Genomic DNA, 20,561 nt, shown 5'->3' on the forward strand with positions numbered 1-20,561 from the left:
TCGTGCAGACACGCCACCGCCATGTCCTTCGACCGCATTTCTTCAGGAACACTTCGAATGTCGGGAGCTGTTCGGGCATGTCGATTACCCGTGGCTGCTCGCCGTCAGGCGCGTGGCTGCGTTCCCCATCGCCCGGTTCGGAGCCTGAAAGGTGAGCAGAAAGGCGGAGACGGCGACCTTCTCGATCGCCGAGCGCTCCTCGGACACGCGTCGCTCGATGAACCGCCGTTCGAACTCGGTCAGCTCGGTCTTGAGCAACCGCTGATAGCGGCTGATGTTGCTGCGGTGGCCGCGCAATAGGGCTAGCTCTTCATCGACCATCATCGCAATCCCCGTTGAGCTGTCGTTGCCTAGGCTGCGAGGCCGGTTCGCTCGACGGATCGCGTGCGGACCGGCTTGCCGCCCGGAGGTCCCTTCGGATGGTGGTCGAGGCTCGCGAGCGCTTCCAGGATTTCGTCGATGGTGACGGCTTTGCCCGAGCCGGGCAGCTCCCGCAATGTCGGACTCGAGGCGACACTGGCTGCGTCCGAAGCCCAGGACGCAAGGATCGCGCGCTTCTCGCCGATCGACAGCGTTGGGTCGGCTATGACGTCGCGGGGATGATCATAGACAGAGCCAGGGTGCAATATCGCGTTCAGATCGATGATGTTGTCGACATGATCGAGCATGAGAGGTCCTCCTCCTTTCTCTAAACCTCTGACTTGCATCCGGTACGCGGTCGAAGGCCATGGCCGATCCCGCCCGACCATCGGGCGGGATCACCGGGTCTCCGACAGACCGAATTCAGGCGGCTTTGCCTTCGAGTTGATGCACGTTGCCGGACGGCGCGGCATTGATGGCAATTCGCCGCGGCTTCATGGCTTCAGGGATTTCCCGGACCAGTTCGATCTTGAGCAGGCCGTTCTCGAACGAGGCGCTGTGCACCTGAACATAATCGGCCAGGTTAAACTGCCGCTTGAACGGCCGCGCGGAAATGCCCCGGTAGAGATATTCGCGTTCGGTTCTGTCCGGCTTGTTTCCCTCGACGGTCACCGCGTTCTGCTCGGCCGTCACCGTGACTTCGTTGGGTGAGAAGCCCGCAATCGCAAGCGAAATCTGGTAGCGATCCTCGCTGAGGCGTTCAATGTTGTAGGGGGGATAGTTGTCCTCGCCGGCACGCTGTGCCGTTTCAACGAGGTCGAAAAGGCGGTCGAAGCCAACGGTCGAACGCCACAACGGAGAGAAGTCGTAAGTGCGCATAGCCAGATCCTCCAAGGAGCAAAATGGATACGAACGACACCGGACACGACCGGTGCCCGTCTCAGTTTCCCGACCCACCAGGCGTCGGGAACGCCACCTCTCGGCGGCAGCGGAAAAATAAAAAAAGCCCGTTTTGGTTTCAAGAGGGGGTCCAAAATTTTTTGGAATCCTCCTGGCGGCTCCCGCTCCAACCCTCTCCCTACAAGAACGGGCGGGGAGGGAGACGCATCTCGGATTACACGTTCGATCCCTGGATCGCCTCGATCACGGCATCAGTCACGTCCTTCGTCGTCGCCGTGCCACCGACATCCGGTGTCAGCACGCCGGCTGCGCATACTTTCTCCACCGCCGCCATCAACCGCACCGCCGCGTCTTTTTCGCCGAGATGCTCCAGCATCTGCGCGCCGGTCCAGAATGTCGCAACCGGGTTGGCGATGCCCTTGCCGGTGATGTCGAAGGCCGAGCCGTGGATCGGCTCGAACATCGAGGGAAAGCGGCGCTGCGGATCGATATTGCCGGTCGGCGCGACGCCGAGGCTTCCTGCCAGCGCGCCGGCGAGGTCGGAGAGGATGTCGGCGTGCAAATTGGTCGCGACGATGGTGTCGAGGCTCTTCGGATGCAGCGTCATGCGCACCGTCATGGCGTCGACCAGCATCTTGTCCCAGGTCACATCAGGGAATTCGGCCGCGACCTCGGCCGCGATCTCGTCCCACATCACCATGCCATGGCGCTGCGCGTTCGACTTGGTCACAACGGTCAGGAACTTGCGTGGGCGCGACCGCGCGAGCTCGAAAGCATAGCGCATGATCCGCGTGACGCCGACGCGGGTGAACACCGCGACCTCGGTGCCGACCTCTTCCGGGAGACCCCGGTGGGCGCGGCCGCCCATGCCGGCATACTCGCCCTCCGAATTCTCGCGCACGATCACCCAGTCGAGGTCGCCGACGCCGACATTGCGCAGCGGCGAGGCGACGCCCGGCAAGATCTTGGTCGGCCGCACATTGGCGTATTGGTCAAAGCCCTGGCAGATCGGCAGCCGCAGCCCCCACAGCGTGATGTGATCGGGCACGTCGGGCGCACCGACCGCGCCGAAATAGATCGCGTCGAACTTCTTCAACTCGTCGAGGCCGTCGGCCGGCATCATGACGCCGTGCTTCTTGTAATAGTCCGAGCCCCAGTCGAACGTCTTGATGTTGAAGGCGAGGTCGCCGCTGCGTTTGGCCAGCGCCTCCAGCACGCGAACGCCGGCGGAGATGACCTCGGGGCCGATGCCGTCGGCGGGGATCGCTGCAATCGAATGGGTACGCATGAGGATGCTCCGTTTGGTGTCAGTGGGATTGCGTGACGGGTTCGACGCGGGCGGTCTGCGCCCGCGACAATAGCAGGGTCAGGACCGCGGAGAGAACCAGCAGGCCTGCAACGCAGTAGAGCCCGCCGACAAAGCTGCCGGTCTGGTCCTTGATCCAGCCGATCATGGCGGGCCCCACGAAGCCGCCGAGGTTGCCGATCGAGTTGATGGTGGCGATGCCCGCCGCGGCCGCGGGGCCGGAGAGGAATAACGTCGGCATGCTCCACAGCGGTGGCTTCGCCGAGGAGATGCCGATGTTGACGAGCGCCAGCGCGATCAGCACGGTCACGACGCCGGTCGCAAGTCCGGCAAAGGCGAGCCCCGCCGCCGCGAGCAGGCAGGCCAGAACGACGTGCCAGGTGCGCTCGCCGGTGCGATCCGAATGGCGCGCCCACAGCACCATGGCGACGACGGCGGCGCTCGCCGGCAGCGCGTTGAGGAATCCGACCTGGAGCGAGGACAAGCCGAACTGCTTGATGATCTGCGGCGCCCAGACGCCGAGCGTGTAGAGGCCGGCCGAGGTGCCGAAATAGATCAGTGCCAGCGCCAGCACCCGCGGATCGGCGAGCCCTCGCCAGATGCTATGCTTCGCGGTCGCTGCTTTGCTGGTGGTCTCTACGTTCATGGTCTCGACCAGCCAGCGCCGCTCGTCATCCGCGAGCCATTTTGCTTTCTCCGGGCGGTCTGTGAGGAATGCCAGCACCACGAACCCCAGCAGCACCGCCGGCAGCGCCTCCAGCACGAACAGCCATTGCCAGCCCTTGAAGCCGAGCATTCCATCCATCTCCAGCAGCGCGCCCGAAACGGGCGATCCCAGCACGGTCGAGAGCGGCGCCGCCGCCATGAACAGCGCAGTCACGGCCGCACGCTGGCGTGCCGGGAACCAGTAGGAGAGGTAGAGAATGATACCGGGAAAGAACCCGGCCTCGGCGGCGCCGAGCAGGAAGCGCAGCGCGTAGAAGCTGGTCGGGCCCTGCACGAAGGCCATCGCGGCCGACACAATGCCCCAGGTGATCATCACCCGCGCGATCCAGATCCGTGCGCCGACCTTGTGCAGGATGATGTTGGAGGGTACCTCGAACAGGAAGTAGCCCCAGAAGAAGATGCCGGCGCCGAAGCCGTAGACGGTCGGCGACAGGCCGATGTCCTTGTTCATCGTCAGCGAGGCGAAGCCGATATTGACGCGGTCGATGAAGGCCACGAAGTAGAGCAGCATGATGAAGGGAACGATGCGCCATGTGATCTTGCGCAGCACGCGCGTCTGAATCTCGGTCGCCATCTCACCTCCCTGATTCCGTTGTGACGGCGGACCCTGAAGGTCCACTTCGGAGCCAAGCTAGGCGGGAGTGGCTGGGGGACTCAATTGGCGCTGGTTTATACAAAAAAATGATATAATCCTCGCCGGGAAGGCCAAGAGGACTGCGAATGGAATTGCATCAGTTGCGATGCTTCGTGGCCGCGGCCGAGCAGTTGCATTTCGGCCGCGCGGCACAGCATCTCCAGATGCTGCCCTCCGCACTGGGCCGCCAGATCAAGCTGCTGGAGCATGATCTGGATACGCGGCTGTTCGCGCGGACGACGCGGGCGGTGTCGCTGACGGAAGATGGCGCGACGCTGCTGCGCGATGCCCGTGCCATCCTTGCCCGCGTCGAGGCGGTCGAGAGCAATCTGCGCAATCGCTCGCGCGCGGGGGCAGCTCGAAAACTCCGGGTCGGCGCGATCGACAGTGCCGCGGCGGGGCTGTTACCGGCATTGCTCCGCGACTTCCGCGCAAAGCACCCGGAGGTCGGGGTGCAGCTTCTGGAGGAGAAGACCGTCCGGCTGCTGCCGAAGATCCTGACCGGCGCGCTCGATCTCGCCTTCGTGCGTCCGCCGGCTCAGCGGGACAAGCGGCTCGAATTCCGCGATCTGCTGCAGGAGACAGCCATCGTGGCCTTTCCGCAGCGCCACGCGCTGGCCAAACGCAAGTCGATCACGCTGGTGGAGATCGCCGACGAAGCGATGCTGGTGCCGGACCGCCGCTCGCGGCCGCACAGCCACGACCTCACGATAAGACTGTTCGAGCAGGCAGGCCTCACGCCACGCATCGTGCAGGTCGCCGACGAGAAGCAGACCATCATCAATCTCGTCGCAACCCGGCTCGGGGTCGCGATCGTGCCACGCTGGAGCACGCGGATGGCGGTGTCAGGCGTGCGCTTCGTGCCGCTGCGGCCAAAGCAGATCGGACCCGTCGGCCGGCTGCCGCTCGCTGCCGCATGGCTGCGCGGCTCGCGTGACCCGACCCGCGACGCGATGCTGTCCGTGCTCGAGACGCGTCTGCGCAGCTATGCGCGCGACGCCTGAGGCGCTATGACATCGGCTGTGCGAGAGGGGTAATGCGATGACTGAACGGCAAGCTTCGAACGAATTGCGGGTTGCCATTGCAGGGCTCGGCTCGATCGGCACCAAGATCGCGACCGCGCTCGATCAGGGCATCGAGGGATTGACGCTCTCCGCCGTGGCGGTGCGCGAGCCCACAAAGCATCAGAAATTGCTCGGCGGCCTGCGTCGTCCGCCATCCGTATTGCCGCTCGACCAGCTCGGCGACGCCGCCGACATCGTCGTCGAATGCGCGCCGAGCAGCCAACTGCGTGCGATCGTCGAGCCCGCAGTGAAACGCGGCAGGGCCGCGGTCGTGGTCAGCGTCGGCGGGCTGCTCGACAATTTCGATCTTGTCGATCTCGCCCGCGCCAATGGCGGCCGCATCCTGGTGCCGACCGGCGCGCTGATCGGGCTCGACGCCGTCAACGCGGCTGCGATCGGCACCATTCATTCGGTGAAGATGGTCACGCGCAAGCCGATCGACGGCTTGAAGGGCGCGCCGTTCATCGTCCAGAACAACATCGATATCGACAATCTGCGCGAGCCGCTGAAGCTGTTCGAGGGCACCGCGCGCGAGGCCGCGAAAGGCTTTCCGGCCAATCTCAACGTCGCGGTCGCGCTGTCGCTCGCGGGCGTCGGGCCGGATCGCACCCAGGTGCAGATCTGGGCCGACCCCACCGTGACCCGCAACGTTCACCGCATCGAGGTCGAGGCGGATTCCGCGCGCTTCTCGATGTCAATCGAGAACGTCCCGTCCGAGAATCCCAAGACCGGGTTGATCACGGCGCTGTCCGTGATCGCGCTGCTCCGCAAGCAGCGCGCCACGCTCAGTGTTGGAACATAACCTTCAAGCGCCGGTGACACGCCAGATCACGTTGCCGACGTCGTCGGCCATCAGCAGCGACTTCTTGTCGGGACCGATCACGACGCCGACCGGGCGGCCGTAGGATTCTTTCTCATCCGGAGCCAGGAAGCCCGACAGGATGTCGCGTGCGGGACCCGAAGGCTTGCCGTTCTCGAACGGGATGAAGACCAGCTTGTAGCCTGACAGCTTGCTGCGATTCCACGAACCGTGCTGGCCGATCGCCATGCCGTCGGGGAAGCCCGGCAGCGTGCCCGCCGGCATCCAGCACAGGCCGAGCGAAGCGGTATGGCCGCCGAGCGCGTAGTCCGGCGTGAGCGCCTTGGCGACCATCGCCGGATCCTGCGGCACGCGATCGTCCACCGTCTTGCCCCAGTAGCAATAAGGCCAGCCGTAAAAGCCGCCATCGTGCACCGAGGTCAGATAGTCCGGCGGCGTTTCGTCGCCGAGGCCGTCGCGCTCGTTGACGACGGTCCAGAGTACACCGGTCGTTGGCTCCCAGGCGAGACCAACCGGGTTGCGCAGGCCGGCGCCGAAGATGCGGTGCGTGCCGGCGGCGAGATCGACCTCGTAGACCGCGGCGCGGCCTTCCTCGACCTCCATGCCCATCTCGGCGATGTTGCTGAGCGAGCCGACGCCGGCATAGAGTTTTTTGCCGTCGGGGCTCGCGAGCAGGCTGCGGGTCCAGTGGCCGCTTGGCTTGAAAGTGGTGAGGCGCTTGCCCGGCGCGGTGATGCGATCGGCATTCGCCACGTACGGGAAGGCCATCACGCCGTCGGTGTTGCCGACATAGAAGGTGTCGCCGACCAGCGCCATGCCGAACGGCTGGCTGAGATTTTCCATGAACGCGCCGCGATACTCCGCGACGCCGTCGCCGTCCTTGTCGCGCAGCAGCGTGATGCGGTTGGCGCTGACGCCGAGCGCGGCGGCGCGTCGCATCGTGGCCTGCATTGCGTAGTGAAACACGGACCGCGGCGCCCCCGCGATCTGCGTCGCCTCCGCGATCAGCACGTCGCCATTGGGCAGCACCTCGATCCAGCGCGGATGGTCGAGACCGGTCGCGAACGCATTGACCTTGAGCCCGGGTGCGACCGTCGGCTTCTGTCCCTCGCTCCAGCCCCGCGCCGTCGGCATCTTCAGTGTCGGGATGGCGCCTTGCGGCTTTGCTTCGGGAATGGCGGGCGACTGGCCCCAGGCCGGCGCAGGCACGGTGCCCGACAGCTTTCGCCATTGCAGCGCGATGCCGCCGAGAAGCGCAACGAACTGCGCAAAGATGCTGGAAAAAGTCATGAGAGGCCCCTGTTTGCGCGCGCATCCAACGGGCTGACGGGGCAGACGTCAACCTGTGTGGAGCGCCGCGGGGCTCTATTCCCGTGGAATGGCAGCCGCTCGAATTTGCATGGGACGAATGCCGATAGGATGGGCCCGGAGATCAGCGGCCGATCTGCCGCTCTGCCCGGCGCGCCGCGCGAAAATCATCCAGATGATGGATGTTCGGCGCGAGCGCCGCCTCCCTGGAGAGGAGATGATAAACGCGCGCCACCGTGCGCTGCTTCTGCTTCGGCCGCCCGGGCGGCAGCGCCCGCGCCTTGCGGACGGCGGCGATCGCGTGCTCGCGAAAATAATCGTAGGCGTCGGACATGGCTCGATGCTCTGCGGTCATTGCAGGTGTCGAGGGGCTAACGGCCGCAGGCAGCAGGGGTTCCTGGCAGCAAGTGTGTTGCGCACACAGCTTCCTCGGCGTCGTCCTGGCGAAAGCAGGACCCATACCGCGGAATCCATCGACTGTGTGCGGCCTCAGTTCCGGGCAATCCCCGCCAAACCGCTCCCTGGGGTAATGGGTCCTGGCTTTCGCCAGGACGACTCCGGAGGTGCAGCCGCGCTACGCTTGCGACGACAGAGTTGAAGCGATACCCGCTCTCACCGCGGCGACAGGAACGGGATGATCATCGGCACGCGGCGGCAATAGGCGCCGTAGGCGTCTTCGCCGAGCTCCTTGGACAGGAACACCTCTTCCATCCGGCCCTTCTGCCACATGCCGAGCGAGATCAGGATCGCGCCGAGCATCGCAGTGACCGTGCCGACCGCGATGCCGGTCACCAGCATGCCGAGGATCAGGCCGGTGTAGATCGGATGGCGCACGATGCCGTACGGGCCGGTGTCGATGACGCGGTGGTCTTGCTTGTGAGTGATGGTGTTGGACCAGAACTGTCCAAGATGCAGCCGTCCCCACCAGGTGAAGGAGATGCCGGCCAGCACGATCAGCGCCACGACGTAGACAGCATTATTGCTGAAGACCCAAAGCGGCTTCTCACCGAGCACCTCGGCGGTCCAGGGCGTAAACAGGATGCCGCCGACCAGGATCGGAATGCGATAGCGGCCGGACTCCAGCGTCATCACCTGCTTCTGGGTACGGCCTTGCCAGAACGAGGCGCCGACCCAGCTTGCGAGCCAGGCGAGCCAGATCAGGGCGAGCAGTTGCGTCGGCCAGGTCGTGGTCCAACCACCCCAGGCGACAGAGAGAAGCTTGCTGAAATCGAAGGACATGCGGAAAGGTTCTTTGGGTTGGGCGGCAGCTCAGCTGGCGCGCGAGGAGAGCGCGTGATGCTCGATGGCGCCGGAGGCAAGCGCGCCGCCGCGGGCGAGAAGATGGGTGATGGTTTCGCGCAGGACCGGCTCGATCGGGCGCGGCGCGTAGCCGAGTTCGGTGCGCGCCTTGTCGATCGAGAGGTCGCTCGCGGCGAGCGCGATGCGCACGCCCTCGGCGGTGCCGTTGGGCGGCCGGCGCGTGATACGATCGGAGAGATATTCGAGCATGATGCCCGACAGTTCGGCCATCTTGCCGGGAACGACGACCGGGAATTGGCGGCGGCCGCTCATCGCGGACATCATCCGCAGAATCTGGCCGAGCCTGACGCAGTCGCCGCCGAGGATGTAGCGCTGGCCGTTACGTCCGCGTTCCATGGTCAGCACGAGGCCCATGGCGACGTCGCGGACGTCGACGAGATTGACCGGGAAGTCGAGATGCGGCTGCACTTTCTTCTGCAGGAAGTACCACAGCATCGCGGTCGGCGGCGTCAGATTATGGTCGGCGGCACCGATCGGCATGGTCGGGGTGCCGATCACCAGCGGAAAACCTTCAGCTGCGGCCTTCGCGGCGCAATGCTCGGCCAGCGATTTCGACCGGGTGTAGGCGCCCGGCATCGCATCGGCCGGCTGCAGCGCCTCTTCGGCGGGAACACCGTTGAGGTCGGAATAGGGGAACAGGATCGATTCCGTCGAGCAGTGCAGGAAGCGCGAGACGCCGCGCTTCATCGCGGCCGCGAGCACGATCTCGGTGCCGCGACAATTGACGTCGTGAAAGGCCTGCTTGTCGGCGACCCACATGCCGGGCAGGCCGGCGAGGTGATAGACCTGATCGACACCCGCAATTGCGGCATCGACCGCGGCGCCGTCCAGCACCGAGCCACGGGCATATTCGACGTCGGCATACGGCGTGGCCGGCGCACGAACATCGAGGACACGCACCCGCTGCCCACGGGCGCGGAGCGCTTCTACGAGATGATGTCCGATGAAGCCGCTGCCACCGGTAACCAGTACGAGAGCCATGCAGAAGGTTTGCTGTTTCGCGTCTAGAACTATCGGGTTGAAAGGGAATTGGTCGGAACAGGCGCCAGAATCGCGGCAAGGTCGCGACGGAAGCCCAATGCAATGAATAATTTTGCCATGACAAACATCGGTCCAAGCAGAAAATGCGTGGGGTGGTCGACCATCGACGGCTGTCGCTCCTCGAAAACCTTGTGGCCGACGATTTGCGACGCGACGCCGAGCCCGATCAGCACCGCAAAAATCGACCACATCATGACGATCGAGACCTGATTGCCGATCGCGGTTGCGACCGAAAGCAGCACGATCATCGCGGCGAGGATGCCGAGCCCGATCCCGGCGTCCAGCATCAGCCAGTAGACCAGCACCGGCAGGGCCAGAATCACGGCCAGACTGACCTCGATCCCGAACACCGGGAAATGCACCAGCGTCAGCGGCAGCACGGCGCCGGTGAAGAGCAGAAGGATGCCGACCACGTGCATCGCGCAGTTCCAGGGATCGCGATGATATTCGACGTAGTCGGCCAGCTGGTGTCGAAAAGAACTGGCCATCTCGGTCTCGTGCAGCATGGGGTCGGGGAGGACGAAAAAAGCCTATAGCACCTGATAGGGCGGTGCACAAACCGGCGCGATTGTCGCGCGAAGCCGCGCTGTTGCGCTGTGAGACAGGTCACAAAACGATCAGGACTTCAAAGGGTTCCGTCAGCCGCCGTGGCGCGTCCGCTCAGTGTTTCTTGGCGGGCTTTTTCGCCGCAGGCGCAGGTGTCGCAGCCGGATGCGCAGGCGCTTCCTCCGGTACCTTGGCGTAGGTCAGGATTTGCAACTGGGCGTTGGCGGCCGCGGTCGGCCTGGCCCGGTCGAGAAACTGCTCCTCGCCGAGGCCGATCGGATGCAGCCGCTTGGTCGAGATCTTGAACGTGTTCACCAGCACGTCGCGAATCGCGTCGGCGCGGCGCTGGCTCAGGATCGCGTTGGCCTCGCGCGTCTTCGCGTTGGATTCGACATGGCCGACGATCAGGAACGTGTAGGGCAGCAGCGAGGCATGGACCAGCGCGTCGGCGAGGCGCCCGACGGTCTGGTAGGACGCCGGCTGGATGATCGGCGTGTCGGCGTCGAACTGGATCTGCGCGGTGAAGGTCGGCAAATTGACCAGATCGGGCGCGATCAGCGGCCGGTTCACCGGACCGGGATCGTTCTTGATCCTGGCCTTGGCCCGCTCCATCACCTGCAGCTTCAGCGCGGGAAGATCGATCTCGGCGGCTTGTTCGAAATGGTTGAGCTTGCCGACGATGTCGTCGCGGGTCGGCGGCGCCGTCTGCGCTTCGGCTGTGCCCGCGAGCAAAGCGAGGCCGAGCGCGATGCATATTCCGGCGGTGGTAAGCCTGGTCGTTGGCATCACCGATACCCCGCGTCGTCGACGGCCTTCAGGCAATTGTTGCTGATGCCCTTGGGCGTCGAGACCAGGCAGGGGACCGCCTTGCTGGTCTCCTTGGTCGAGCCGCCGCAGACCTTGACGATCTCGCGCTGGCAGACGTTCGCCACGGTGACACGGGCTGCGACGCGCTTCTGGATCGCGTCGAAGGCGCCGAGATAATCGCTCTGGCACTGCTGCGAGAGCACGTCGCGGTTGCGCGAGAGGCACTCCTTCAGGCGGGTCGAATCCGGGTTGACGCCGCGGCAATTGGCAACGATTTCCGCACCGCAACTTTTCGCAAGCATCCCGATCGCATCGCCAAAGCTCATGGTCTCCGCCGCCGCAAGCGACGGCATACCCAATGCCAGCAAGATCAGTGTGATGGAGCCCCGGACCATGGCCGCATCTGATACGGGGAAGTTCGCGGTGGTCAAGGGGCGTTCGGGCGAGAAGTGTCGAGAGTCCGACCAGTGCGGCGAACAGTCCTCACTCCGTGGCCTCAGTGAGGGGTGGCCATTCGATCAGGGCGACCGTGTGCTTCCCGAGCTCGTCGGCCACATCAGGGTCGGCCTTGAGCTCGTCCAATGTCCGCGGCGGGGGAAGCTGGCGGCCGTCCGCGATCAGTTCCTGTGCATAGAACGCGAGTGCCTCGGGCGCATTCTCCAGGGCCTCATCGACGTCGTCGCCGCCGGAAATGCAGCCGGGCAGGTCGGGAAACCACACGCCGACGGCTTCGTCCGGGCCGGCGTCCTCGATGATGGCGATGTAGTGCGGCATGCAGGCCTCACGCCCGCTGCACAAAACTGTCCACGACCTTCTTTTCCCCCGCCTTGTCGAAGGCGATGGTGAGCTTGTTGCCGTCGATCTTGGTGACGCGGCCATAGCCGAATTTCTGGTGGAAGACGCGGTCGGAGAGGGAGAATTCCGAGGTCGTGCCGGTGGATTTGGCCACCAGCTCGCCCTCGATCGTCAGCGGCCCGCGGCGACGCGAGGAGAAGCTGCCGAAATCGGGCGAGGACGACTGGGACGAAAACGACGAGGCTTGTTCCTCGAAGCTGCCGCGGCCGCCATTGCCGCCCCCGCCGCCGCCACGATTGCGATTGGCCTGGGCGCGCTGCCAGCCGGGGGTCGAATAGGTGGAGCCGAACGCTTCCATGTCGTCGAAGCGGGAGGCGCCGTAGCCGCCGGTGCCGCCCCAGGCCGAACCGCCCTTGGATTCTGTGATCTCGACATTGGCGGCCGGCAGTTCGTCGAGGAAGCGCGACGGGATCGTGGTCGACCAGGTGCCGTGGATCCGGCGGTTGGTCGCAAAGTAGATTTTGGCGCGGCGGCGGGCCCGGGTCAGGCCGACATGGCCGAGCCGGCGCTCTTCCTCGAGGCCGGCGCGGCCCTGTTCGTCCAGCGTGCGCTGGCTCGGAAACAGGCCTTCCTCCCAGCCCGGCAGGAACACGTTGTCGAATTCCAGCCCCTTGGCCGAATGCAAGGTCATCAGCGACACTGCGTCCTCATCGGCGCCGCTGTCGCGGTCCATCACCAGCGAGATGTGCTCCAAGAACCCTTGCAGGTTCTCGAACTCCTCCATCGAGCGCACCAGCTCCTTGAGGTTTTCGAGCCGGCCCGCGGCGTCCGCCGAACGGTCCTTCTGCCACATCTCGGTGTAGCCGCTCTCGTCGAGCACGATCTCGGCGAGCTCCGTGTGCGAGGTGACCTCGCGCTGGGCGCGCCAGCGGTCGAACTGGGCGACGACGTCGCGTAACGAGCCGCGCGCCTTCGGCTTCAGCTCGTCGGTCTCGACCACCGCGCGCGCCGCCTCGAACAGCGGAATGCGGCGCTTGCGGGCGTGGTCGTGCAGCATCTGCACGGTGGCATCGCCCAGGCCGCGCTTGGGCGTGTTGACGATGCGCTCGAAGGCGAGATCATCGGCCGGTGAATTGATGACGCGCAGATAGGCCAGCGCGTCGCGGATTTCGGCGCGCTCGTAGAAGCGCGGGCCGCCGATGACGCGATAGGGCAGGCCGAGCGTGACGAAGCGGTCTTCGAACTCGCGCATCTGGTAGGAGGCGCGAACGAGAATCGCGATCTCGTTGAGCTTGTCGCCCTGGCGCTGGATCTGCTCGATCTCCTCGCCGATGCCGCGGGCTTCCTCTTCCGAATCCCACGAGCCTGTCACCGTGACCTTCTCGCCGTCATGGTCTTCGGTGCGCAGCGTCTTACCGAGCCGGCCTTCATTGTGGGCGATCAGGTGCGAGGCGGCGGCGAGGATGTGGCCGGTCGAGCGGTAGTTGCGCTCGAGGCGGATGACCTTGGCGCCGGGAAAATCATGGTCGAAGCGCAGGATGTTGTCGACCTCCGCGCCGCGCCAGCCATAGATCGACTGGTCGTCGTCGCCGACGCAGCAGATGTTCTTGACGTGTGTTTTTTCGTTCGCCGGAGGCGGCGCCACATCGTCATTCTCGGCATCACCGGGCCGATGCGAAGCGTCGAGACCCGGTGATCCATCTGGCGAAGAATCGATGGCTTGCCGGGGCAAGCCGGGCAATGACGGATTGGCCGACGGCGCCTGCGACAGCAGCCGCAGCCACAGATACTGCGCGACGTTGGTGTCTTGATACTCGTCGACCAGGATGAATTTGAAGCGCTGCTGGTACTGCCGCAGGATATCCGGATGCTCGCGGAAGATGCGGATGTCCTCGAGCAGCAGATCGCCGAAATCGGCGGCGTTCAAAATCTTCAGCCGCTCCTGGTAGCTCGCATAGAGCTTGCCGCCCTTGCCGTTGGCGAACACGGCGGCTTCGCCCGACGGCACCTGCGACGGCGTCAGGCCGCGATTCTTCCAGCCGTCGATGAGGCCGGCGAGCATGCGCGCGGGCCAGCGCTTGTCGTCGATATTGTCGGCTTGCAGAAGCTGCTTGAGCAGTCGGACCTGATCGTCGACGTCGAGCACGGTGAAGTTCGACTTGAGCTGCGCCAGCTCGGCGTGGGTCCGCAGGATGCGCCCGCCGATGGAGTGGAAGGTGCCGAGCCACGGCATGCCTTCGACGGCATGACCGAGCATCTGACCGAGCCGGTGCTTCATCTCGCGCGCGGCCTTGTTGGTGAAGGTCACCGACAGGATTTCGGATGGGCGGGCGCGTCCCTGGCTCAGGATATGGGCGATGCGCGTGGTCAGCACGCGGGTCTTGCCGGTGCCGGCGCCGGCCAGCACCAGAACCGGGCCGTCCAGCGTTTCCACAGCCTCGCGCTGCTCCGGATTGAGCCCGGACAGGTATTGCGGGCCCACCGAGGCCCGCGCACGCGCGGCGATGCCGCCGGCTGCGGGCTGGTGGTCGGGGACGCTCTGGGACGTGATCTTGCTCGGCTCGGTCATGCGAATCATTTGCCCCACGTTGGCACCGCGGGGTGGTGAAAGGGGAGCCTTCTTAACAGGGATTGGTCCCTATATGGGGCCGCGGGCGGGGGTTTTCCACGTGCGCGAAAAGCCAATTTGTTCCTGCGGGTCAGGCGAATTTCGGCCCTAGCGGCTCGGAACCATTGTTCCGAGTTGGCGATTGGTTCTGCAAGTGAGGCGCGTCAGCCGCGCCGATCGCAGACAGACATCGAAACAGAGGTTCGGATCATGCTTAGCTGGGTAGTGACGTTTCTGGTTATCGCCCTGATCGCCGGTATCCTGGGCTTTGGCGGCCTCGCCGGCGCGTCGATCGAAATCGCCAAGATCATCTTCTTCATCGCGGTCGTGTTGTTCCTGGTCTCGGCCGTTGTCGGTCTGGCCCGCGGCCGCACCAGGGTCTAGCGCGCTTACCGCTTCGAGGGCATCGCCACGTTCCGGCCGATGCCCTCGGGCCGTGGCACCGCGCTGTGGGTCTTGACCACCGCTGCGATGCGCTCGCTTATGTCTGGCGGAAAAGCCGCCACCTTTCGTGAGCCCATGTCGATGTGAAGCGACATGTTTTCGGAGGTCGCCGACAGCCAGCCCTCGGTGGCGTGTCGTAGCTCCTGGAAGGTGTGAAGCCGCTTGTCGTCGGCTTCCAGCAGCCAGACCGAGACCTGAACGGGATCGCCGAGGTGGATTTCGCGCAGATACCGCACGTGGCATTCGGCAGTGAAGGTCGATCCGCCGCGCTCCTTCATGTAGGCCGGCCCGATCCCGAGCGTCAGCCACATCTGATCGATCGCGCGGTCGAACATCACGTTGTAATAGGCCATGTTGAGGTGGCCGTTGTAGTCGATCCATTGCGGCTCGATCTGCATGATCGAGGCGCGGAACGGCGCGCCCTCGATCGTTGTGGCAGCAGTCTCCGGCATGTGTCCTTCCCAAGCTATGCATCCGGTCGCTTGACTTGACCGGTGAGATGTCCTTTGCCACGGTTCGTCTCGTCGGGAGGAACGTCCGTGGGTACGACCATCACCAATAATCCGCCGCGGCCGGCGCCGAAAGCCCTCGCGAGCGCGCTGGAGCAGCTTGCCGCGCGGTTCGGCAACCGCCTCATCACCTCTCAGGCCGTCCGCGAGCAGCACGGCCATACCACCACATGGATCGTGAACCAGCCGCCGGACGGCGTGGTGATGGCGCAGGAGACCGCCGACATCCAGGACGTGGTGCGGATCTGCGCGAAAAACGGCGTGCCCGTCATCGCCTTCGGCACCGGCACCTCGCTCGAGGGCCAGGTCAACGCACCCGCCGGCGGAATCTGCATCGACCTGCGCGACATGAACAAGGTGCTCGCGGTGCATGCCGAGGACCTCGACTGCGTGATCCAGCCCGGGGTCACCCGCAAGGCGCTGAACGAGCATCTGCGCGACCAAGGCCTGTTCTTCCCGATCGACCCCGGCGCGGACGCCTCTCTCGGCGGCATGGCCTCGACCCGCGCCTCCGGCACCAACGCGGTGCGCTACGGCACCATGCGCGATAGTGTGCTGGCGCTGAAAGTGGTCCGCGGCGACGGCGAGATCATCACGACCGGCACGCGCGCGAAGAAATCATCCGCCGGCTATGACCTGACGCATCTGTTCGTCGGCGCCGAGGGCACGCTCGGCATCATCTCGGAATTGACCATCCGTCTGCGCGGCATCCCCGATACGATCGCGGCCGGCGCGGTGTCGTTCGAGACCGTGCACGGGGCGTGTCAGGCCGTGATCCTGGCGATCCAGACCGGCATCCCCGTGGCGCGCATCGAGCTGCTCAACGCCGCGCAGGTACGGGCCTGCAACGCCTATTCGAAGCTGACGCTGCCGGAAACGCCGCTGCTGCTGATGGAATTCCACGGCAGCGAGATCGAGGTCGGCGAACAGTCCAAGGCCTTCGGCGAGATCGCAAAGGACTGCGGCGGCGGCGATTTCTCCTGGACCACCAAGCCGGAGGATCGCACAAAACTGTGGCAGGCGCGGCACGACGCCTATTGGTCGGTGAAGGCGCTGCGGCCCGGTGACAGCATCGGCGTGGTCGCGACCGACGTCTGCGTGCCGATCTCGCGGCTTGCCGAATGTGTCGGCGAAACCGAGGAAGATCTCAAGCGGCTCAACCTGTTGTCGCCGATCGTGGGCCATGTCGGCGACGGCAATTTCCACTGCTCGCTGGTCTGCGACACCAACGATGCCGACGAGATGGCCCGCGGCGAGGAGTTCATGCATCGGCTGGTCGAACGCGCGCAGGCGATGGACGGCACCTGCACCGGCGAGCACGGCATCGGCCAGGGCAAGCAGAAATACCTCAAGGCGGAGCTCGGCCCCGAGGCGATCGATGCGATGCGGGCGCTAAAAAAGGCGCTCGATCCGCAGAACATCTTCAATCCCGGCAAGATCGTACCGGAGGCGTAGCGCGCAGGCTCACCGCCGTTTATGCTCGCTCCCTCACCACGGAGCAGGCAATGCAGTGGTTCGCGCGCAAGACGCGTCAAGACATCTGGGACGAGGCGATCGAACGGCCGCTCGGCGATATCGAGGCCGCCGAGCGCATCCGTGCGATCTGTGACGCCGCTGCGGCGAGCGCGGCAGGGTCCGCGCGCAGCGACAAGCGCGACAGTGAGCGCTACGAGCGCGCGGCGAAGGTCGCGATGGAAATCGCGATGAAGATCGCGGACGGGCTGATGCGCGACGACGCAGTCCGTCGCATCGTCGATCTCTGCATGACAGCGAACGACCTCAAGACGGCGCAAATCCTGTTTCGCGCGATCCATGCCAGCTGGATCCGCGAAACGATCCAGCGGGATCATCCGACATTGGCGCAGTGAGCGCAGTTATTTCGCCAGCCTGCGCACGGCCTCGTCGACACTGTGGAAGACGTTTTCCCGGGGCAGGGCCTCGAACAGTTTGAACCGCTCGAATGCGTCCTGCGCGCGCACCGATTCCAGCCGGGCCAGCGCGACCGTGACACCCTGTTCGCTGCACGCCCTGAACACATCGAGCAGGATCTGCGCGGCGGTGAAGTCGATCTCGACCATGCCGCTCGCCTCCAGCACCAGCAGCTGCGGAGGCGTCGCGCCGAGCACCTTGGTCACGTCGCTGCGAAAGCCGGGCGCGTTGAGGAACGACAGCGGCGCCTGCAGCCCGATCACGGCGACTCCGGCGATGCGCTCGCCGGCGATGTGCGGATGCGCCGGCCACCAGATCGTGGTGCCCGGCACGCGCTCGAACTCGACGAGCCGCGCGCGCGTCGTGCTCCAGATGCCGTGCAGCAGCGACAGCACGATGCCGAGGAACGCACCCTGCTGGATCGGCAGCACGATGATCAGCGCGGCGGTGGCGGCGATCAGCAGGAATTCGCTCGGGGATTGGCGATAGATCGTGACGATCTGCTTCACGCGGATGATGCGCAGCGCGACGAACAGCAGGATGCCGCCGAGGGCTGCGTCCGGAACGTGCTGCAGCAATCCCGTTCCAAACGCGAGCAGCGCCAGCACGATCGCAGCGGCGGCGAGACCCGCGAGCTGCGATTGTCCGCCGGTCTCGGCGACAATGCCCGTCCGCGGCGGGCTGGCATTGACCGGAAACGCGCCGAACAGGCCCGACAGCGCGCTGCCGGCACCCACGCCGAGAAAATCGCGATCGACATCGGCCGGCTTGTCGGGATCGGACGGGAACGAGCGCGTCGTCGCCGCGGTCTGCACCATCACCACGACCGTGATGACAAACGCGAGCGGCACGAGGCGGACCCATTGCTCCGGTGCAAGCTCGGGGAAGGTCGGCCGCGGCAGCGTGCCCGGCACGAGGCCTACGACGTTGACGCCCTTGCTCTCGAGGCCGAGCGCGATCGTGGCCAGGGTCGCGGCGACGAGCCCGATCAGTGCGCCCGGAATTTTTGCGCTGATCTTCTCAGCGACGAAGACCACGGCAAGCACGCCGAAGCCGATGCACAACGTGAAGGGATTGCTGCGGCCGAGCTCGCTTGCGAGCACGCCGATGCGATCGAGCGTCGGCCCGCCCGGCGAGTCCAGACGCAGCACGCCCGGCAATTGCGACACGATGATGTGGACGGAGATGCCGGCGAGGAAGCCGACCATGACGGGCACGGACAAGAGGTTGGCGATGCCGCCAAGGCGGAAGGCGCCGCCGGCCAGCATCATCGCGCCGACCATCAACGCCAGCGCGATTGCGAGGCCCTGATACTCAGGCGAGCCGGCGGCAGCCAGCGCCGCCAGTCCGCCGGCGAAGATCGGCGTGATCGTGGAATCGGCGCCGCAGGACAGGAAGCGGTTGCGGCCGAGCATCGCAAAGCCGAGCGATCCCGCCATGAAGGCGAAGAAGCCGATCTGCGGCGCGAAGCCGCCGAGCCGCGCCGTGGCCATCTGCTCGGGAATCGCGATCGCCGCGAGCGTCAGGCCGGCCATCAAATCGCCCGGCAGCGAATAGGACGCGAGTGAGCGAAACAGCGGCCAAGCTGGCTTGGCGCGAGCGTCGTGCGGCATCGATGTGGAGTCCCCGGAAAGCCTGGCGTCAGTCGGTTAGACTACAGCATTTCCGTATCGGGAAGCAGCAGACGCAGTTTATCTCCATCCGTCGACGGAGGACAGATCTGTCCTCCGTATCTCGCGAGTGGGGTCTCAGTACCGGCCGCGGTCGTTGTGATAATCGCCGCCGCGGCCGCCGCCCATTCCCATGCCGATCCCGACACCGATGCCAATGCCTTGCATGATGGCGCCTGGCGGCGGGCCGCGATCCGGTGGCGGCGCGCGCTCGTAGATCACCTCATCAGGCGGCGGCCGGCGTTGCCTGGGCGGCGTGTCGACCACCTTGCGCTTTGGCGGGGTGTCGTCGACGCGCTTTTTGATCACGGGCGCGACTGCCGGGTTGACCGGCGAAGCCGGCGGTGTGGGCGTCGAGCACGGGCAGGTCGGCGCCATTGCGACGGCGACCGGGGCAGGAGCGGCCGCGACCACAGCAGGCAAGACGTAGTTGCGGTTCTGCACGCGGAGCAGCAGCCGGCGTGCGGTCGCAGCCAGATCGCTGTTGTCCCAGTTCGTCAGATAAGCCTCGAACGAGGCGCGGGTGTTGATCGCGGTGGCGCGCTCCCACGCCAGCATCTGGCGCCGGCGCTCCACGATCGTGCGCAGGCGCGGGGTACGGGTATCCTGGGCGTACAACTCGATATAGGCCTGATACGCCGGCACGGTGTCGTCGGTGATCACCATCTCATAGGCGACCATGGCCGGCTTGCCCTGCAAGTCCTTGCGCCAGTCCTCGAGGCTGCGCGTGCCGCTCGCAAGTGCCATGGAGGATGCGCCAGGAAGCGCAGCCTGACTGCCGCTGCCGTCGCCGCCGAAGAACTTGAAGTCGGTCGTCAGCGACGAGCTTTCCCAGGGGATCTGGCGTCCGTCGGTCGATTGCGCCACGGCGACGCGAATGCGCTTGAACACTTCCTCGATCGGCAGATTGGGCTGCTTGGCGACGGTCAGCGCCGCGGTGGTGTAGGGGCTGTCGATGCCGGAGCCATCCTCGGCTTCGGAGCCCGGCGAGGTCGAATAGGAAATGAAGGAGCCCGGCGCGCCGGCCTTGGTGTCGACGATTGCAAGCCCGTGGCCGGCGCCGCTGAGCGCCGGGAACGGGTTGTTGCGGCAGGCATCGAGCATGAAGATGCGGGCTCGTGTCGGCAGCGCGCCGAGCGTGTTGAGCAAATCGTTGAGCCGCACACCCTGCAGCGGAATGTCGGCTTCGCGCTTGGGGTCGAGATCGACGGGAACGAGATAGTTCTCGCCGTCGATCTGGAGGCCGTGGCCGGCATAGAACACCAGCGCGACGGTGTCGGCGCCGCTGGCGCTGACCTTGCCGGCGAAATCCGAGATCGCCTGACGCATGTCGTTCTGCGCCAGATTGGATGCCGTGGTGACGGTGAAGCCGGCATTGCCGAGCAGCTCCGTCATGCCCTTGGCGTCGTTGGCCGCGTTGGGCAGTTCCGGCACGGTGCGATAGGCCGATTGACCGATCACGAGTGCGAGCCGCGCTTCGGCCGCCGCATCCGTGGGCGTCGTCAATTGCGTGAGCGCGAGAAGAGCGGATCCAAGAAACAAATTGCGAAGAACTGGACGGCGCATGGTGTCACCTCCATCGGCAATGCGCGCGATGATGTCACCTTTTCTAGATGGCCGCCATGCGTCTGTCTGTGCAGTGGATCACGTTGAGCTGCGGCAAAATGGGGCAGGAGGTCTGCCAGAGCCAGTGCGGCATCGTTCTGGCGCCATCCATGTGAATTGCGCATTGATCCATGCGCCAATTAGATTGATTGCGATGCCGCGCGCGAAA

Annotated in this window: 22 protein-coding genes; 5 read left to right on the forward strand and 17 right to left on the reverse strand. The window is 65.4% G+C overall.

Translation table 11 applies throughout. The features are described from left to right. Positions 1-84: 84 nt before the first annotated feature. The 5 genes from IVB48_RS19430 to IVB48_RS19450 form a co-directional block, all read right to left on the reverse strand. Complete coding sequence (locus IVB48_RS19430) at positions 85-324, reverse strand: hypothetical protein (protein ID WP_247401920.1); 240 nt, start codon at positions 322-324, stop codon at positions 85-87. A 26-nt stretch (positions 325-350) separates the two neighbouring features. After that, a complete protein-coding gene (locus IVB48_RS19435) occupies positions 351-668 on the reverse strand; it encodes a hypothetical protein (protein WP_027570738.1) in 318 nt (105 codons plus the stop codon). A 115-nt stretch (positions 669-783) separates the two neighbouring features. Beyond that, a complete protein-coding gene (locus IVB48_RS19440) occupies positions 784-1,239 on the reverse strand; it encodes an Hsp20 family protein (protein WP_247401922.1) in 456 nt (151 codons plus the stop codon). 235 nt (positions 1,240-1,474) lie between these two features. Beyond that, positions 1,475-2,548 (reverse strand): tartrate dehydrogenase, encoded by a 1,074-nt coding sequence (locus IVB48_RS19445; RefSeq protein ID WP_027570740.1) that lies wholly within the window; start codon positions 2,546-2,548, stop codon positions 1,475-1,477. A 19-nt stretch (positions 2,549-2,567) separates the two neighbouring features. Beyond that, on the reverse strand, positions 2,568-3,866 hold the full coding sequence (locus tag IVB48_RS19450) for an MFS transporter (protein ID WP_247401924.1): 1,299 nt from the start codon (positions 3,864-3,866) through the stop codon (positions 2,568-2,570). 146 nt (positions 3,867-4,012) lie between these two features. Between IVB48_RS19450 and IVB48_RS19455 the strand changes: the two genes are divergently transcribed. Both IVB48_RS19455 and IVB48_RS19460 read left to right on the forward strand, forming a co-directional pair. Beyond that, positions 4,013-4,930, forward strand: coding sequence for a LysR substrate-binding domain-containing protein (locus IVB48_RS19455; RefSeq protein ID WP_027570742.1), 918 nt, complete (start codon positions 4,013-4,015; stop codon positions 4,928-4,930). 37 nt (positions 4,931-4,967) lie between these two features. Further along, positions 4,968-5,792, forward strand: coding sequence for an aspartate dehydrogenase (locus IVB48_RS19460; RefSeq protein ID WP_247401926.1), 825 nt, complete (start codon positions 4,968-4,970; stop codon positions 5,790-5,792). A 3-nt stretch (positions 5,793-5,795) separates the two neighbouring features. Here the strand turns inward: IVB48_RS19460 and IVB48_RS19465 are convergent, their stop codons facing one another. The 9 genes from IVB48_RS19465 to IVB48_RS19505 all read right to left on the reverse strand — a co-directional run bounded on the left by IVB48_RS19465 (position 5,796) and on the right by IVB48_RS19505 (position 14,205). Next, positions 5,796-7,100 carry a sorbosone dehydrogenase family protein gene (locus IVB48_RS19465; protein WP_247401927.1) on the reverse strand — a complete coding sequence of 435 codons (1,305 nt, stop codon included), beginning with the start codon at positions 7,098-7,100 and terminating at the stop codon, positions 5,796-5,798. A gap of 142 nt (positions 7,101-7,242) precedes the next feature. Then, positions 7,243-7,452 (reverse strand): hypothetical protein, encoded by a 210-nt coding sequence (locus IVB48_RS19470; RefSeq protein ID WP_007613466.1) that lies wholly within the window; start codon positions 7,450-7,452, stop codon positions 7,243-7,245. Between the two features lie 278 nt (positions 7,453-7,730). After that, on the reverse strand, positions 7,731-8,357 hold the full coding sequence (locus IVB48_RS19475) for an isoprenylcysteine carboxylmethyltransferase family protein (protein WP_027570745.1): 627 nt from the start codon (positions 8,355-8,357) through the stop codon (positions 7,731-7,733). Between the two features lie 30 nt (positions 8,358-8,387). Next, positions 8,388-9,419 carry an NAD-dependent epimerase/dehydratase family protein gene (locus IVB48_RS19480; RefSeq protein ID WP_027570746.1) on the reverse strand — a complete coding sequence of 344 codons (1,032 nt, stop codon included), beginning with the start codon at positions 9,417-9,419 and terminating at the stop codon, positions 8,388-8,390. Positions 9,420-9,448: 29 nt separating this feature from the next. Further along, positions 9,449-9,985: an Mpo1-like protein gene (locus IVB48_RS19485; protein WP_051462979.1), complete on the reverse strand. Its 537-nt coding sequence runs from the start codon at positions 9,983-9,985 to the stop codon at positions 9,449-9,451. Between the two features lie 154 nt (positions 9,986-10,139). Continuing rightward, entirely contained in the window at positions 10,140-10,811 is a 672-nt protein-coding gene (locus tag IVB48_RS19490; RefSeq protein WP_247401929.1) for an OmpA family protein, read from the reverse strand. After that, entirely contained in the window at positions 10,811-11,227 is a 417-nt protein-coding gene (locus IVB48_RS19495) for a hypothetical protein (RefSeq protein WP_247403018.1), read from the reverse strand. Before IVB48_RS19495 ends, IVB48_RS19490 begins: the two co-directional genes overlap by 1 nt. Before the next feature lie 88 nt (positions 11,228-11,315). Further along, positions 11,316-11,606, reverse strand: a complete 291-nt coding sequence (locus IVB48_RS19500; protein WP_247401931.1) for a type II toxin-antitoxin system HicB family antitoxin — start codon at positions 11,604-11,606, stop codon at positions 11,316-11,318. A 7-nt stretch (positions 11,607-11,613) separates the two neighbouring features. Then, the gene (locus IVB48_RS19505) at positions 11,614-14,205 is read right to left on the reverse strand and encodes a UvrD-helicase domain-containing protein (RefSeq protein ID WP_247401933.1); all 2,592 of its coding nucleotides are present in this window, start codon (positions 14,203-14,205) and stop codon (positions 11,614-11,616) included. A 240-nt stretch (positions 14,206-14,445) separates the two neighbouring features. Here IVB48_RS19505 and IVB48_RS19510 point away from each other — a divergent pair, with 240 nt between their 5' ends. Then, positions 14,446-14,619 (forward strand): DUF1328 domain-containing protein, encoded by a 174-nt coding sequence (locus IVB48_RS19510; RefSeq protein WP_007613448.1) that lies wholly within the window; start codon positions 14,446-14,448, stop codon positions 14,617-14,619. A gap of 5 nt (positions 14,620-14,624) precedes the next feature. Here IVB48_RS19510 and IVB48_RS19515 read toward each other — a convergent pair whose 3' ends face one another. Continuing rightward, a complete protein-coding gene (locus IVB48_RS19515; RefSeq protein WP_247401935.1) occupies positions 14,625-15,131 on the reverse strand; it encodes a thioesterase family protein in 507 nt (168 codons plus the stop codon). 87 nt (positions 15,132-15,218) lie between these two features. On the opposite strand from IVB48_RS19515, the gene IVB48_RS19520 reads away from it, so the two are divergent. Then, positions 15,219-16,643: an FAD-linked oxidase C-terminal domain-containing protein gene (locus tag IVB48_RS19520; RefSeq protein ID WP_063995261.1), complete on the forward strand. Its 1,425-nt coding sequence runs from the start codon at positions 15,219-15,221 to the stop codon at positions 16,641-16,643. Between the two features lie 50 nt (positions 16,644-16,693). Beyond that, positions 16,694-17,056: a hypothetical protein gene (locus IVB48_RS19525; RefSeq protein WP_247401937.1), complete on the forward strand. Its 363-nt coding sequence runs from the start codon at positions 16,694-16,696 to the stop codon at positions 17,054-17,056. Between the two features lie 6 nt (positions 17,057-17,062). On the opposite strand, the gene IVB48_RS19530 is transcribed toward IVB48_RS19525, so the two are convergent. Further along, positions 17,063-18,730 (reverse strand): SulP family inorganic anion transporter, encoded by a 1,668-nt coding sequence (locus IVB48_RS19530; protein ID WP_247401939.1) that lies wholly within the window; start codon positions 18,728-18,730, stop codon positions 17,063-17,065. 135 nt (positions 18,731-18,865) lie between these two features. Beyond that, the gene (locus IVB48_RS19535) at positions 18,866-20,353 is read right to left on the reverse strand and encodes a caspase family protein (RefSeq protein ID WP_247401941.1); all 1,488 of its coding nucleotides are present in this window, start codon (positions 20,351-20,353) and stop codon (positions 18,866-18,868) included. Positions 20,354-20,561: the final 208 nt, after the last annotated feature.

Origin of the sequence: Bradyrhizobium sp. 76 (assembly GCF_023073025.1) — a bacterium.
Classification (GTDB): Bacteria; Pseudomonadota; Alphaproteobacteria; order Rhizobiales; family Xanthobacteraceae; genus Bradyrhizobium.